Below are 13,017 nucleotides of genomic sequence, written 5' to 3' on the forward strand. Positions count from 1 at the left end.
GAATATCTAAGCCGATAGCGCCGCGACACCCCAACGGTATGCTCTCCGACGCGCTGTGGTTTCTCAAACGAAGCGACGACTGGGTTGCGACGACCATTATCGGCGGGGTTCTCTGGCTGCTCTCTGTGTTGATATTCCCAGGGATTATCCTCCAAGGCTACTTCGTCAGGGCGATGCGGGCGGCCGCGAACGGCGAGCGGGCCGCGCCCTCGTTCACGGACTGGGGCGAACTGTTCGTCGACGGCCTGAAGCTGTTCGTGGTGACGTTCGTCTGGGCGTTAGTGGCCATCGTCCCGGCGATACTCCTCTCGGTCATCATCGGCATCGGCACGTTCACCGTCTCCGAGGCGGCGACGGGGAGTGCGGCGGCGTCCTCCGCTGGCGGCGTCGGGCTCGGTATCGCCTCGCTCGTCCTCGGCCTCCTCGTGTTCGTGCTCGGACTCCTCGCGGCCTACATCGGGCCGGCCGCCGGAGCGAACTTCGCCATCGAAGGCAACCTCGGGGCCGGCTTCGACGTGCGCACTATCCTCTCCGGCGCGTTCACCGGCGAGTACGCCGTCGCGTGGTTGCTCGCGCTCGTCGTCACGGTCGTGCTCGGCTTCATCGGTGGTCTCCTCTCGGCCATCGTCGTCGGCTTCTTCGTCCTGTTCTACGTGCAGGTGATGACGTACTACCTGTGGGCGCGCGGCTTCGCCGACGCCACCGGTAAGGGCCGGCAGTCGACCGGATGGTAGGGTAGCTCGGTTGCGATTGCGGGGGCCCGCGATAGCAGGACTCTTTTCCGTTCCCCGACGACCGGACGTGTATGCGCATTTCGAGCCGCGGTCGCGGCGAGGAGGGGCGCGAGCGAATCACGCTCGTCCCCGAGAACGTCGACGACCTCTGGCACCTCTCGTACGTCCTCGAACCGGGTGACCTCGTCTCCGGCGACACCACCCGGCGCATCCAGCGCGACGACGAGCAGATGCGGGACACCGGCGGCGAGCGCGAGCACCTCAACGTCACCATCGAGATCGACGACGTGGAGTTCGCCCGCTTCGCCAACCGCCTGCGCGTCGGCGGCGTCATCGTCTCCTGTTCCCGCGAGGACCAACTCGGCCACCACCACACCCTCAACGTCGAGGAGCGCGCCGAGATAACCATCGAGAAACAGTTCAAGGCCGACCAGATAGACCGCATCGAGACGGCCGAACAGGCCGCGGAAAACCCCGACGTGGCCATCGCCACCGTCGAGGAGGGCGCGGCCTACATCCACACCGTCGCCCAGTACGGCACCGAGGAGTACGCCTCGCTCACGAAGCCGACCGGGAAAGGCGAGTACGCCCGCCCGCGGTCCGAACTGTTCGACGAACTCGGGTCCGCGCTGTCGCACCTCGAGGTGGACGCCATCATCCTCGCCGGGCCGGGCTTCACGAAGAACGACGCGATGGACTACTTCGAGAACAACTTCCCCGCGGTCGCGGAGACCATCGTCACGACCGTCGACACCGCCGGCGTCGGCGACCGCGGCGTCCACGAGGTGCTCAAGCGCGGCGCGGTCGACGACGTGCAGAAACAGACCCGCATCGCCGAGGAGGCCAACCTCATCGACGAACTGATGGAGAACATCTCGACGGGCGCGAAGGCGGCCTACGGCGTCGAACAGGTCGCGGAGGCCGCGGAGTTCGGCGCGGTCGAACACCTGCTGCTTCTGGACTCGCGGCTCCGCGCGGAGCGACAGGGCGACGGCGACTGGGACGTTGACGTCAACGACATCATCGACTCGGTCGAACAGAAGGGCGGCGAGGTCACCGTGTTCTCCGCGGAGTTCCAGCCCGGCGAGCAGTTGAAGAACCTCGGGGGCATCGCGGCGGTCCTCCGGTACCGATTGCAGTAGCCGCACGCCGGAGAAACCGTTTAGCCGTCCGAAACCCACGTCTAGTCGTGATTCGGAGCGGGCTCTCGGAGGCGACGAAGCGGGTCGACAGCTGGCTCGACCGGGTGTTTTTCGCCGCGTGGGAGGTGTCGGTACTGGCGATTCCGACCCTCTGGTTTCTGCTTTTCGCGACGCCCAGAGCCGCGGTGTCGCTGTCCGGCCTCACCGCCCTCGCGGCGAGCGCCGTCGGCGTCGGCGCGCTGGCGTCCGCCTCGGTCGTCCTCGCCGGGACCGAGCGGGTCGCACGCCTGAGATGTGACCGGCCCGCGGACGCTTACTGCCCGGTGAGCGACTCGCTCGCCGGCGAGAAGTCGATGGTCGTCCCGAGTCCCTCGTCGCGCGCCTTCTCGTAGAGCATGTGGGCCGCGGCGACCGTCTCGATGCCCGTGCCGCCGCTGTCGAAGACGGTTATCTCTTCTCTGTCCTCGCGCCCGGCGGCGACGCCCGCGACGACCTCACCGAGTTCGGCGTGAATGTGGTCTTCGTCGACGACGCCGGCCTCGACGGCGGCGAGGAACGACCCGGCGTCCATCGTCGCGCGCTCGCGGAGGTCGGGGACGTACGTCGCGCGCTCGATGGTCGTCTCGTCGAGTTCGCGCTTTTCGGGGTGGTACTGGCCCATCGCGGTGACGTGCGTGCCGGGTTCGAGCAGGTCGCCGTCGAACACCGGGTCCGTGGCGGTCGTGGCCGTGACGACGATGTCCGCGCCCTCGACGGCCGCGGCGCTGGAGGCGACGGCCGCGACGCTGGCGTCGAGCGTGCGGTCCATCTCGCCCGCGAACGACTCGCGGCTCTCCTTGGTGGGCGAGTAGACCCAGACGCTGTCGAGGTCGCGGACGGCCGCGGCGGCCCGAAGCTGACCGCGGGCCTGCGCGCCGCTCCCGATGAGCGCGAGCGTCGAGGCGTCGTCGCGGGCGAGCGAGTCGACGGCGACGCCGCCGGCCGCGCCGGTCTTGAAGGGGTTCATGCTCGCGCCGTCGAGGAGCGCCAGCGGCTCGCCGCTCTCGGCGTCGAAAAGCGGCGTCATGAACCACGCGTCCTCCGCGCCGAAGCCGGCGGAGTACATGTAACCGCCCATCGCGCCCGTCTCGGGCAACACGGCCGCGTAGGAGGTGAGCATGCCCGGCGGCTCGCGGTTGAACAGCTTGGTCCGCGGCTCGGCCGGCGCGCCCTCGCCGCGCTGTCGGTAGCCCTCGCGGACGGCCTCGACGTACTCGGCCGGCGTCGCCAGTCCGCTAATCTCGTCGCTCGTGAGGAACAACGTCGCTGTCATGGTCGGAAAAACGAGACCTGCGGTCAAAACCCTGCGGGCCGGCGAACCGGCCGGGCGGGCGTGCGATGGGGGTTAGTCGGCGTCGAGGACCGACGGAGAAGGCGCGTCAGCGGCGTTGGGACCGGCGTGTTCGTTGAGGCGGGACGGAGACGGCGACGAGGGCCCGTTCACGAAGAGCGCGTGGCCGGTGAGGAGCGCGGCCACGCCCGCAGCCATCGGCACTGCCGTGGTCAACTGCAACCCGGCGACGGTAAGCGTGCCGGTGATGCCGAGGAGTGCGAGCGGGATGAGCCCAAGAATGTAGTCGTAATATCCGGTCATAATATATACCATACTACGGACGTAAGTGGTATAATTCTTTCCCATAGATGACTGATATTCTCCTTGTGGCTTCTCAATAACGTTCTTATAACTTATGAACAGATAATCGCATGACTGCGTCGGATTGGTTCCTTCGGAGAATATCACAAATCCGATACTGTGGGTTGTGCTTCCCGGTCGAACAGCCGGCTCGGTGCGCGCGTCGCCTGCCGGAACTCCACACGGTTATGGGAGTCGGTACCGTGGCCGGAGACGTGAACCGTAACGACCGCTCCATCGTCGCGTTGGTGATGCTCGCCCACGGGATGGTCCACACGTACGAACTGTCCATCCCCATCTTCGTGGCCATCTGGCTCGGGGAGTTCGCGAGTATCGACCTCGGTCTCGCGACGGTGCCAGTCACGACCGCCTCGCTGGGCGTGATGACGGGCCTCGGCTTCGCGCTGTTCGGGCTCGGGGCGCTCCCCGGCGGCATCCTCGTCGACCGCGTCGGCTCCAAGCGCCTCATCGTCGCCTGCCTCCTCGGGATGGCCGGGTCGTTCGTCCTGCTCGCGCTGTCACCGAACCTCGTCGTCGTCGCGCTCGCGCTCCTCGTCTGGGGCGCGGCGGCCAGCGTCTACCACCCCGCCGGACTCCGCCTCATCAGCACCGGCGTCGAGGAACGCGGGACCGGCTTCGCCTACCACGGCATCGCCGGCAACATCGGCATCGGATTCGGTCCGTTCCTCACCGCGCTCCTCTTGCTGTTCTTCGACTGGCATCTCGTCGCCGGCGTGCTCGCGCTCCCGGCGCTCGCGGCCGCCGCGCTCGCCACCCGCGCCAACTTCGAAGAACAGGCCGCGGTCGCCGCGGCCGACGGCGGTGAGGGGGGTGACGCCGGCGATAGCGACACCGGCGGCGACGGCAAAGCCGGCGCGGGCGTCGAGTCGTCCGCGGAACTGGTCTCGCAGTCGAAGCACCTTTTCGCCGGCGGCTTCGCGCTCGTCTTCGCGCTCGTGATGTTCTCGGGGCTCTACTACCGCGGCGTCACGACGTTCCTGCCGGACCTCCTCGGCTCGGTCATCGGCATCGAGCCGATTCCGGTGTCGGCGCTCCTGCCCGCCGGCCTCGTCTCCGGGTCGGCCGGCCGCGCGCCGACGCTCGACGTGGAACTGTTCGTCTACGCCGGCCTCCTGACGGTCGGCGTCTTCGGGCAGTACGTCGGCGGCAAGCTCACCGACCGCATCAGGACCGAGCGCGGCATCGTCGCCGGCTTCGGCGCGCTCGCCGTCATCGCCATCGCCTTCCTCCCCGTGGCGAATCTCGGCGTCGGCCCGCTTCTCGCCATCTGTGCACTGCTCGGCTTCTTCCTGTTTATGGTCCAGCCGTTCTACCAAGCGACCGTCGCGGAGTACACGCCCGCCGGGCTTCGAGGGCTCTCCTACGGCTTTACCTACCTCGGCGTGTTCGGCGTCGGCGCGCTCGGCGGCGCTATCGCCGGTTACATCCTCACGGTCGCTGATTCGACGGCGTTGTTCGCGGTCCTCGCGGGGTTCGCGGCGGCCGCGACGCTCCTGGGCGTGACGCTGTTGCGACGGCGGCCGACGCCCGCCTGACACCGGGTCGAGCGGGAGGCCCTCCGGGTCGGGGGGGACGGCCGGCAGAAAATACGGTTTCGGTCGGTTCTCCGGTGCGGTTCGAGGGGTCCGAACTCGGCGCTCGGCGTTCGACGCTCAGACGAGCTTGAAGTACAGCGTCCGCCAGACGCCGAGGGCGACGGAGCCGAGCACCAGCATGACCGCGACGAACGTGAGTTCGACGCCGCCTTCGAAAAGCGGCGTCCAGCGAATCGCCATGCCGACGACGGTCGCCGCGAGCCACGAGCGGACGCCGAGCGGGACGGCCGATTTCGCTGATTCCGCCGCGCCGGGCGAGTACGCGCCCAACAGCGGGGCGGTGACGAACCATCCGATGAGGAACGGGACCGCGGTGAGCACCCAGCCGACCGGGTCGGCCGAGAGGTACGACACTCCGTTGTGCTGAATCACGCCGACGGTGACGAGGAGGAAGATGGCGAGCACGTCGCCCACGGCGATGGGTAACGCCCCGGCATCGAGTCGCTCCTCTAAGAACGACGTCGAGGTTGCCATAGGCGTGGATTCGTCGCCCCCCTAATGGCTCTCCCGCTTTTTTCCGACCACCGTGTACTCGAAGCCGCGTTCGACCACGGCGGCCTCGAACCCGACGCGTTCGAGAAAGCGCACGAGTTCGTCGGGCGCGGCGAACGCCGACCCGAAGCCGACGACCCGCTCGGCGGCGACCAGCCCCCGGCCGAGGAGCGTCTCGGGGTCGAACTCGTTGACGGCGAACACCCCGCCGGGCGCGAGCACGCGGAAGACCTCCTCGGCGACGCCCCGTTGGTTCGGCATGTGGTGGAAGGCGTCCACGACGGTCACGGCGTCGAGGGCGTCGTCAGCGAAGGGGAGTCCCCGTGCGTCGCCGCGGACGCAGTCGAGGCCCCGCCCGCGCGCCCGGCGGAGCATCCCGACCGAGCGGTCGAGGACGATTCGCTCGGGCACGTCGAGTGCGAGAGTCGCCCGTCCGGAGCCGCCGCCGATGTCGACGACGCGCTCGACATCCCGGTCGGCGCGGTCGAGCGCCGTTTCGAGCGCGCCGGGGTCGGCCGGCGGCATCACGAGGTCGTAGACGGGTGCGAAGCGGTCGAAGAACCGAACGTCGCCAGCGCCGTGCATGGCAGACGCCACGGCCCCGCCGGGGAAGGTTCTTGCGCGCGGCGGCCCCAGTTCGGCCATGGAGTTTGACCTGCTCGGCTGGCCCGAAGACGGGCCGCGACTCCGCCTCGACTACCGGCGGTTCGCCTACGCGGGGAAGTTCGTCACCGCGGCGACGGGCAAGACGGTGCTCCGCGACCCCGACGAGTCCCTGCCGCCCCTCGACGACGACCGACCCGCGCCGACCGGCGGCCCCGACTCCCTGCCGCCGCTGGTCGAGGACGTGGTCGCCGCGGTCGCGTTCAACGAGGACCGGACGGACCCGACGACGCTCTGGTTCCGGTACGTCACGGTTCGGCGGGACCGCCGGGGCGACGGACTCGGTCCCGACCTCCTCCGCCGGACCTGCGACGCCGCCGCCGACCGCGGCTACGAGACGGTCCGCATCGCCGCGAACAACCCCTTCGCCTACGAGGCGTGCCACAAGGCCGGGTTCGGCTTCACGGGCCGCGAAACGGGCGTCGCCGAGTTGGTGCTGGAGCGCCCCGCCGGCGCGCCCGCGGCGGTCTCCCGCGAGGCGTACCAGTCCGGTCTCGACCGCTATCGCGCCCGCGACCTCGACGACCCGGAGCGGGCGTTTCTCGCGGCGCGCGAAGGAGTTGAACCCCCCGAAATCGACGCCGGTCACTCGGACGATTGAAACCCTCGGCCCCCGAAAGCCGAGCAAATGGGAAACGCAGATCTGCGGACGCTCGCCGCGCTCTCCGAGGTGTCGTTCGACGAGGTGTCCGGGAGCGTCGTCGCCGTCGACGCCCACAACTGGCTGTACCGCTATCTCACGACGACGGTCAAGTGGACGAGTTCGGAGACGTACACGACGAGCGAGGGCGAGGAGGTCGCCAACCTCGTCGGCATCGTCCAGGGACTCCCCAAGTTCTTCGAACACGACCTGACGCCCGTCTTCGTCTTCGACGGCGGCGTCACCGAGATGAAAGACGACGAGGTGGCCAAGCGCCGCGAGCAGCGCGAGAAGGCCGAAGAACGCCTCGAAGCGGCCCGCGAAGCGGGTGACTCGGTCGAGGCCGCCCGGATGGAAGCCCGGACCCAGCGGCTCACCGAGACGATTCAGGACACCAGCCGCGAACTCCTCTCGCTTTTCGACGTGCCGGTGGTCGAAGCGCCCGCCGAGGGCGAGGCGCAGGCGTCCTACATGGCCCGCACGGGCGATGCCGACTACGTGGGCAGCGAGGACTACGACACCCTCTTGTTCGGCGCACCCTACACGCTCCGACAGCTCACGAGCAAGGGCGACCCCGAGCTGATGGACCTCGACGCGACGCTCGACAAACACGACATCACCCACGGGCAACTCGTCGACATCGCCATGCTCTGCGGGACCGACTTCAACGAGGGCATCACGGGAATCGGCCCGAAGACGGCCGTGAAACTCGTCACGGAACACGGCGACCTCTGGTCGGTCCTCGAAGCCCGCGGCGACACCATCCCCAACGCCGACCGGGTGCGCGAGTTCTTCTTGGACCCGCCGGTCACCGACGACTACGACTACGACACCGACATCGACCCCGACGTGGCCGCCGCCCGCGAGTTCGTCACCGAGACGTGGGAGGTCGACCCCGAGGAGGTCCGCCGCGGCTTCGAGCGCATCGAGGAATCGGTCACGCAGACCGGTCTCGACCGCTGGACGTAGGCCGCGTTCGACCCGAGCAGACAGCCAGCCGACACGTTTACACGGGGCGGTTCGGAACTCCGGCGTGTGTCCCCCGACGACGCCCCTCCCGCGGACGACTCTCCCTCCGATGAACGCTCCTCGCTCTCGCGTCGCCAACTGCTCGGCCTCGTCGGCGGCGCGGGCGCGGTCGGCGGTATCGGCTGGTTCAGGCCGACGTGGCTTCCGGACCCGATTACCGACTGGCTGACGACGGTGTATCCAGACCCGTCGAGTAACTACGTCTGGCGGCCGCCGGTGAGCGACGAACACGCCGACGCGGCGGTGGCGAACCTCGAATCTGTGGTCGAACGTGCCGAGGAGTTGCGCTCGCAGGTCGACCTCGACTCGGTAGACGAGGATATGCGGTTTCACCTCCGCGGGTCGCCCGCCGGCGGCCACCTCGAATCCGCGAAAGAGGAACGGAACGCTCGCCACCGACTCAGGTCTGCGACCACCGGACTTCAGTACGCCGGTGAGACGGTCGGCTACGCGACCATCGCGCTCGGAGACGACGACCCCGAGTTCCTCGTCGAGCGCGGCCGCGAACTGGAACAGGAGATTGACGACCTCGCCGCGTCAGTCTCCGAGTACCGCGTTTCCGACCCCGGCCGCGACCTCGCGTTTCTCTACTCAATCGAGCGACTCCTCTCAGTCACGCGATTGACCGTCGGCTGGGGCGACTCGGACGGCGGCGAGTCGATGAACTACTCGGCACACGACTTCGCCGGCGAGTGGGGCTCGCAGTTGCAGGCACAACAGCGCCTCCGGACCGCCCGCTACCACCGCGAGCAGTACCGATCGAACCTCGGTGCCGACACGATTCCATACCGGGACCGACTCGCTGACGCCATCGACGCGTTCTGGACTCGAATCGACGAGTACCCGCGCCGAAGCGAGGTGCGGACCACGATCGAAGAAGAGCGCGACCTTGACCAATCGACGCCCTACGGGGCCGCCCGGTGGGAGTTGTTCACGCTCTGTTTCGACAACGACGCCAGATACGTCGGAGAGTACGAGCGCGGACTGACCGCGAAGCAGTTCGTCGACACCGCCCGTGCCCTCCTCGCGCGGCGTGCCCACGACTTCGCGCTCGACGCCCTCGACGTGGACCCCGGCGACACCGACTACGACTCCGGTCGGTCGTTCCGGGCGAAACGCCGTGCGATGCGCAACTTTCGGGCGACGCGCGACGAATACGACTCACCCATCGCGGGCATCGTCGCCAGCGAGGCGGCGAGTCGAATCCGCGCCGGCGACGTGAGTCTCGAAATGGGCGACGGTCCCGCGTGGAAAGAGCGCGTCGAATCGGCGGTGTACTACCTCGTCGGTGCCGGGATGATGCGCGAACTCGGGAACGTGGTCGAACCCGTCGTCAACCGCGACGCGACCTGACCGGCCGCGTTACGACACGTCCTCGATGGCGTCTACCAGCATCGTCACGCCGAGGTCGATTTCGCGGGCGGTCACGTCGAGCGGCGGGAGGATTCGGAGCACCTTGTAGCCGCACGAGAGGGTGAGGAGGCCGCGCTTGAGGGCCGCTTCCTGCACGGCGTCGCGGCGTTCGTTGGTGTCGAACTCGACGGCGAGCAGCAGGCCCTTGCCGCGCACGTCGACGACGGTGTCGGGCGCGTCGTCGCGCAGTCGCTCGATGAACTGCCGGCCGCGGGCGACGGCGTTGTCGAGCAGGTCGTACTCCTCGATGGCGTCGAGCGTGAACACGCCCTGCATCGAGGAGACGATGTCGCCAGCGCCCCACGTCGATGAGAGCCGCGAGGTCTCGTCGGGGAATATCTCGTCGTTCGAGATTGTCGCGCCGACGCGGAGGCCCTTCGCGCCGGTGATGATGTCGGGTTCGATGGGGTAGTGGTCGGAGCCCCACAGCTCGCCGGTGCGGCCGACGCCGGTCTGAATCTCGTCGGCGATGAGCGTCAGGTCGTAGTCGTCGACGACGGCGGCGAGTTCCTCGACGAAGGCGTCGGAGGGGAAGCGGTAGCCGCCCTCGCCTTGTATCGGTTCGACGATGACGTAGGCGACCTCGTCGGCGTCGATGTGGCCCGTCTTCGGGTGGAGCTTCTGTCGGAGTTTGGAGACGGCGGAGTCGGCGTCGGGGAAGAAGCCGCAGGAACACGTCTCGGGCGAGCAGGTCCGGTCGTCGCAGAACGGCACGTCGAGGACGCCCGAAATCTCGGGGAACTTGCGGCGATAGACGGACTTCGAGCGGTTGAGCGAGAGCGCGCCGAGGGTGCGGCCGTGGAACGCGCCCTCGAAGGTGACGCCGTACTTCGCGCCGTCGGCGTGGTCGTAGGCGATTTTGATGGCGTTCTCGACGGCTTCGGCCCCGGAGTTCGACAGGAACACCGTGTCCATCCCGTAGTGGCTCGTGAGGTCGGTCAGTCTGTCCATGAGCGCGGCGGGACCGGGGAGTCGCTCCTCGCCGGGCGCGGAGCCGTCGCTGACGTAGAAGTCCTGGCCGGCGATTTTCGTCGGGTCCACGAGGTCGAACTCGGCCATGCGGTCCGTGAGTTTCGGGTTGTTGTAGCCGAGCGGCGCGGCCGCGACGTGGCTCGTGAAATCGAGGAGGACGTTGCCGTCGACGTCGGTGCAGAAGGGGCCTTCCGACTCCGCGGTGATGTCCCAGACGAAGTCGTAGACGTACGTGCTCGGCGCGGCGTGTTCGTGGTGGTACGCGACCCACTCGCGCGCTTTCTCGCCGGGCATCGAATCGACGCGTGGCACCGCCGTCTCTCGGTCCATGCGACTCGGTACGGCGACACATAAGTTAAGATGTTCGTTATTATTGATGCAATATCGGCCGCCCCTCGGTCGAGTCGGTCGGTTTTCGCCGCGCGAACCGACGGCTTCGGCGGCCGGTCGTGACGGCGTTCCGTCGTGACCTGTCGCTCCCGCGATAGGCTTTTGATGCCTCCGCGTCCGTGGTTGGGTATGGCTCTCCCTGACATCCAGCGCTCCCGCGCGATGTGGTGGTCGCTCGCGTTGGTCCTCGCGGGCGCGCTCACCTACGTCGTCTACTCTTTTATCGGGACGTTCGTCTTCGGGCTCTTCATCTACTACGCCACGCGGCCCATCTACCGGCGGATTCGTCGCCGGGTGAGGCCTCCGAGCCTCGCGGCCGCCGTGGCGCTTTTCGCCCTCGCACTTCCCGTGCTCGGCCTCGTCGTCTACGCCGCGACCATCGCCCTCCGCGAGTTCCTGCGGTACGCCGACCGGCTCTCGACGGACGAGGTGCCCATCGACCTCGAAGCCTACGGCATCGACCCGACGCTGTTGGAGGGAATCGCCAGCCCGCAGGCGCTGTTGGAGTACGACTTCCGGTCGGTGCTGACGCCCGAGGCGCTCGGCTCGGTGTTCGACTCGCTGAGCGTCGCCGCCAACACGTTCGCTTTCCTCGGCGTCGGTGCGATTCACCTGTTCGTCATGATTGCGTTCGCGTTCTACCTCCTCCGCGACGGCCACCGCCTGCGACGGTGGGGCCAGTCGATGTTCGCCGACGACCACGGCATCCTCGAAGCCTACATGCGCGGCGTGGACCGCGACTTCAACAACATCTTCTTCGGCAACATCCTCAACGCCATCCTCACGGGCACCATCGGCGTCATCGCGTACTCGCTTTTGAACGTCCTCGCGCCGACTGGCGTCCGCATCCCCGCGCCGGCGCTCATCGGACTGCTCGCGGGCGTGGCGAGCCTCATCCCCGTCGTCGGCATGAAGCTCGTCTACGTCCCCATCGCGGGCTACATGGGACTCGAAGCGGCGATTGCGAACCCGCCCGGACTCTGGTTCGTCCTGCTTTTCGCCGCCGTCTCGTTCGTCATCGTGGACACGATTCCGGACCTCGTGCTCCGGCCGTACGTCTCCGGTCGGAGCCTCCACGTCGGAGCCGTGATGCTCGCGTACACGTTCGGCCCGCTGCTTTTCGGCTGGTACGGCATCTTCCTCATGCCGATGATACTCGTGTTGTTCGTGAACTTCGCCCGACTCGTCCTGCCGGAGCTCTTGGCTGGAAAACCGATTCGGCCGTACATGGTTGACCCGGGGCACTTGGTCGACGGCCCGCCGGTCGAGGAGCTAACCGCTGACGAGGCGGACGACACGCAGCGAGAGCCAGCCGAAACCGAACGGTCGTCGGAGGGCGAGTCGGACGTTCCGGAGACGTTTACCGACCGGGACGAGACGAGGTCAGGCCGAGACTCGCGGTCTCCGTCCGACGCCGGCGTCGACGGGTAGCTCGGGTCGTTCGCTCACGCCTCGAAGTCTTCGGGGACGTACTCCGCTTCCCACTCGTCGCGGGCCTTGATTTCGCGGCGACCGCGGCGGGTGAGCGTGTAGTAGTTGGTTCGGCGGTCGCGCTGGCCCTTGTCGACCAGCCCCTTCTCGACGAGCGTGTCGAGGTTGGGATAGAGCCGCCCGTGGTGAATCTCCTTTTCGTAGTAGGCTTCGAGTTCTTCTTTGATGGCGAGTCCGTGCGGCTCTTCGAGACCAGCGATGACGTACAGCAGGTCTCGCTGGAATCCTGTCAGGTCGTACATCGGTAAATTCGACTCGTATGTTACTGTCTAATTCAGATAAGCATATCGGCCTCGACCGACGATTCACCCTCGAAACCGCGCCAGTCTCCGAAATCTTCTGGACGCGATTATGTTATTCATCTTACTAATATTCCGGAGTGTCCGTTTCGAGGACTGGATATGTCCACAACTGGACGGCTCTCGCGATTTGCGCGACAATATTGTTAATTGTTATCAATGAACACGCTATGGCTGTTCGGAACGAAAATCCCGCCGGTCGAGGGAACTCCTCGACAGTTCCGGGGAGACGGTCGGCCGACTCGGAATCAGGAGTTCGTTTTCGGACGGCGAGTGAGACGGACCTGCCGGTCTCAGGTCGTAGTTTCGCGCAGAAGGAAAGCAAGCCGTGCCGGAAATCTCCGGCACGGCATGCCGCCCTGAATTGGTCCCCGCTGACGCTTCGGCCCTCCAAAGCGAAGCGTCACTTACGGCTACTGTTCGGTTTCACTTAAAGATAACGACGCGTGCCAATCGTTGACAAC

General features: G+C 67.3%; 14 protein-coding genes. 8 read left to right on the forward strand and 6 right to left on the reverse strand.

Translation table 11 applies throughout. From position 1 onward, the window contains the following. The first annotated feature begins 38 nt into the window (after positions 1-38). From DEQ67_RS08945 to DEQ67_RS08955, 3 genes are all read left to right on the forward strand, one after another. On the forward strand, positions 39-734 hold the full coding sequence (locus DEQ67_RS08945) for a DUF4013 domain-containing protein (protein ID WP_008605286.1): 696 nt from the start codon (positions 39-41) through the stop codon (positions 732-734). Between the two features lie 71 nt (positions 735-805). Beyond that, positions 806-1,876 carry an mRNA surveillance protein pelota gene (locus DEQ67_RS08950; RefSeq protein WP_115891509.1) on the forward strand — a complete coding sequence of 357 codons (1,071 nt, stop codon included), beginning with the start codon at positions 806-808 and terminating at the stop codon, positions 1,874-1,876. A gap of 50 nt (positions 1,877-1,926) precedes the next feature. Further along, a complete protein-coding gene (locus DEQ67_RS08955; RefSeq protein WP_233506107.1) occupies positions 1,927-2,268 on the forward strand; it encodes a hypothetical protein in 342 nt (113 codons plus the stop codon). On the opposite strand, the gene DEQ67_RS08960 is transcribed toward DEQ67_RS08955, so the two are convergent. Further along, positions 2,190-3,188, reverse strand: coding sequence for an ornithine cyclodeaminase family protein (locus DEQ67_RS08960; RefSeq protein ID WP_004061236.1), 999 nt, complete (start codon positions 3,186-3,188; stop codon positions 2,190-2,192). The two genes, DEQ67_RS08955 and DEQ67_RS08960, sit on opposite strands and share 79 nt — an antisense overlap. A 72-nt stretch (positions 3,189-3,260) precedes the next feature. Continuing rightward, complete coding sequence (locus tag DEQ67_RS08965; RefSeq protein WP_004044694.1) at positions 3,261-3,509, reverse strand: hypothetical protein; 249 nt, start codon at positions 3,507-3,509, stop codon at positions 3,261-3,263. A 227-nt stretch (positions 3,510-3,736) separates the two neighbouring features. Between DEQ67_RS08965 and DEQ67_RS08970 the strand changes: the two genes are divergently transcribed. After that, positions 3,737-5,104: an MFS transporter gene (locus DEQ67_RS08970; RefSeq protein WP_115861680.1), complete on the forward strand. Its 1,368-nt coding sequence runs from the start codon at positions 3,737-3,739 to the stop codon at positions 5,102-5,104. Between the two features lie 117 nt (positions 5,105-5,221). Here DEQ67_RS08970 and DEQ67_RS08975 read toward each other — a convergent pair whose 3' ends face one another. Both DEQ67_RS08975 and DEQ67_RS08980 read right to left on the reverse strand, forming a co-directional pair. Further along, on the reverse strand, positions 5,222-5,638 hold the full coding sequence (locus tag DEQ67_RS08975) for a DUF3054 domain-containing protein (protein WP_115861682.1): 417 nt from the start codon (positions 5,636-5,638) through the stop codon (positions 5,222-5,224). A 21-nt stretch (positions 5,639-5,659) separates the two neighbouring features. Next, the gene (locus DEQ67_RS08980; RefSeq protein WP_006601566.1) at positions 5,660-6,241 is read right to left on the reverse strand and encodes a class I SAM-dependent methyltransferase; all 582 of its coding nucleotides are present in this window, start codon (positions 6,239-6,241) and stop codon (positions 5,660-5,662) included. 58 nt (positions 6,242-6,299) lie between these two features. Between DEQ67_RS08980 and DEQ67_RS08985 the strand changes: the two genes are divergently transcribed. From DEQ67_RS08985 to DEQ67_RS08995, 3 genes are all read left to right on the forward strand, one after another. Beyond that, positions 6,300-6,920, forward strand: coding sequence for a GNAT family N-acetyltransferase (locus DEQ67_RS08985; RefSeq protein ID WP_006601565.1), 621 nt, complete (start codon positions 6,300-6,302; stop codon positions 6,918-6,920). Between the two features lie 27 nt (positions 6,921-6,947). Beyond that, a complete protein-coding gene (fen, locus tag DEQ67_RS08990) occupies positions 6,948-7,928 on the forward strand; it encodes a flap endonuclease-1 (protein ID WP_115802759.1) in 981 nt (326 codons plus the stop codon). A gap of 66 nt (positions 7,929-7,994) precedes the next feature. Then, the gene (locus DEQ67_RS08995) at positions 7,995-9,341 is read left to right on the forward strand and encodes a transcriptional initiation protein Tat (protein WP_115891508.1); all 1,347 of its coding nucleotides are present in this window, start codon (positions 7,995-7,997) and stop codon (positions 9,339-9,341) included. Between the two features lie 9 nt (positions 9,342-9,350). Here the strand turns inward: DEQ67_RS08995 and DEQ67_RS09000 are convergent, their stop codons facing one another. Further along, positions 9,351-10,703, reverse strand: a complete 1,353-nt coding sequence (locus tag DEQ67_RS09000) for an aspartate aminotransferase family protein (RefSeq protein ID WP_115861688.1) — start codon at positions 10,701-10,703, stop codon at positions 9,351-9,353. 222 nt (positions 10,704-10,925) lie between these two features. Between DEQ67_RS09000 and DEQ67_RS09005 the strand changes: the two genes are divergently transcribed. Continuing rightward, positions 10,926-12,194, forward strand: a complete 1,269-nt coding sequence (locus tag DEQ67_RS09005) for an AI-2E family transporter (RefSeq protein ID WP_004061249.1) — start codon at positions 10,926-10,928, stop codon at positions 12,192-12,194. A gap of 14 nt (positions 12,195-12,208) precedes the next feature. Here the strand turns inward: DEQ67_RS09005 and DEQ67_RS09010 are convergent, their stop codons facing one another. Further along, the gene (locus DEQ67_RS09010) at positions 12,209-12,496 is read right to left on the reverse strand and encodes a PadR family transcriptional regulator (RefSeq protein ID WP_004044685.1); all 288 of its coding nucleotides are present in this window, start codon (positions 12,494-12,496) and stop codon (positions 12,209-12,211) included. Positions 12,497-13,017 lie beyond the last annotated feature (521 nt).

It is taken from the genome of Haloferax sp. Atlit-48N, from assembly GCF_003383015.2.
GTDB lineage: Archaea > Halobacteriota > Halobacteria > Halobacteriales > Haloferacaceae > Haloferax > Haloferax volcanii.

Bases quoted from the DNA above. Each gene is read 5' to 3' on its own strand.
- DEQ67_RS09000 (WP_115861688.1), bottom strand. From the start codon at position 10,703: ATGGACCGAGAGACGGCGGTGCCACGCGTCGATTCGATGCCCGGCGAG.
- DEQ67_RS08965 (WP_004044694.1), bottom strand. From the start codon at position 3,509: ATGACCGGATATTACGACTACATTCTTGGGCTCATCCCGCTCGCACTC.
- DEQ67_RS08980 (WP_006601566.1), bottom strand. From the start codon at position 6,241: ATGCACGGCGCTGGCGACGTTCGGTTCTTCGACCGCTTCGCACCCGTC.
- DEQ67_RS09010 (WP_004044685.1), bottom strand. From the start codon at position 12,496: ATGTACGACCTGACAGGATTCCAGCGAGACCTGCTGTACGTCATCGCT.
- DEQ67_RS08960 (WP_004061236.1), bottom strand. From the start codon at position 3,188: ATGACAGCGACGTTGTTCCTCACGAGCGACGAGATTAGCGGACTGGCG.
- DEQ67_RS09005 (WP_004061249.1), top strand. From the start codon at position 10,926: ATGTGGTGGTCGCTCGCGTTGGTCCTCGCGGGCGCGCTCACCTACGTC.
- DEQ67_RS08950 (WP_115891509.1), top strand. From the start codon at position 806: ATGCGCATTTCGAGCCGCGGTCGCGGCGAGGAGGGGCGCGAGCGAATC.
- DEQ67_RS08975 (WP_115861682.1), bottom strand. From the start codon at position 5,638: ATGGCAACCTCGACGTCGTTCTTAGAGGAGCGACTCGATGCCGGGGCG.
- fen (WP_115802759.1), top strand. From the start codon at position 6,948: ATGGGAAACGCAGATCTGCGGACGCTCGCCGCGCTCTCCGAGGTGTCG.
- DEQ67_RS08985 (WP_006601565.1), top strand. From the start codon at position 6,300: ATGGAGTTTGACCTGCTCGGCTGGCCCGAAGACGGGCCGCGACTCCGC.
- DEQ67_RS08970 (WP_115861680.1), top strand. From the start codon at position 3,737: ATGGGAGTCGGTACCGTGGCCGGAGACGTGAACCGTAACGACCGCTCC.
- DEQ67_RS08945 (WP_008605286.1), top strand. From the start codon at position 39: ATGCTCTCCGACGCGCTGTGGTTTCTCAAACGAAGCGACGACTGGGTT.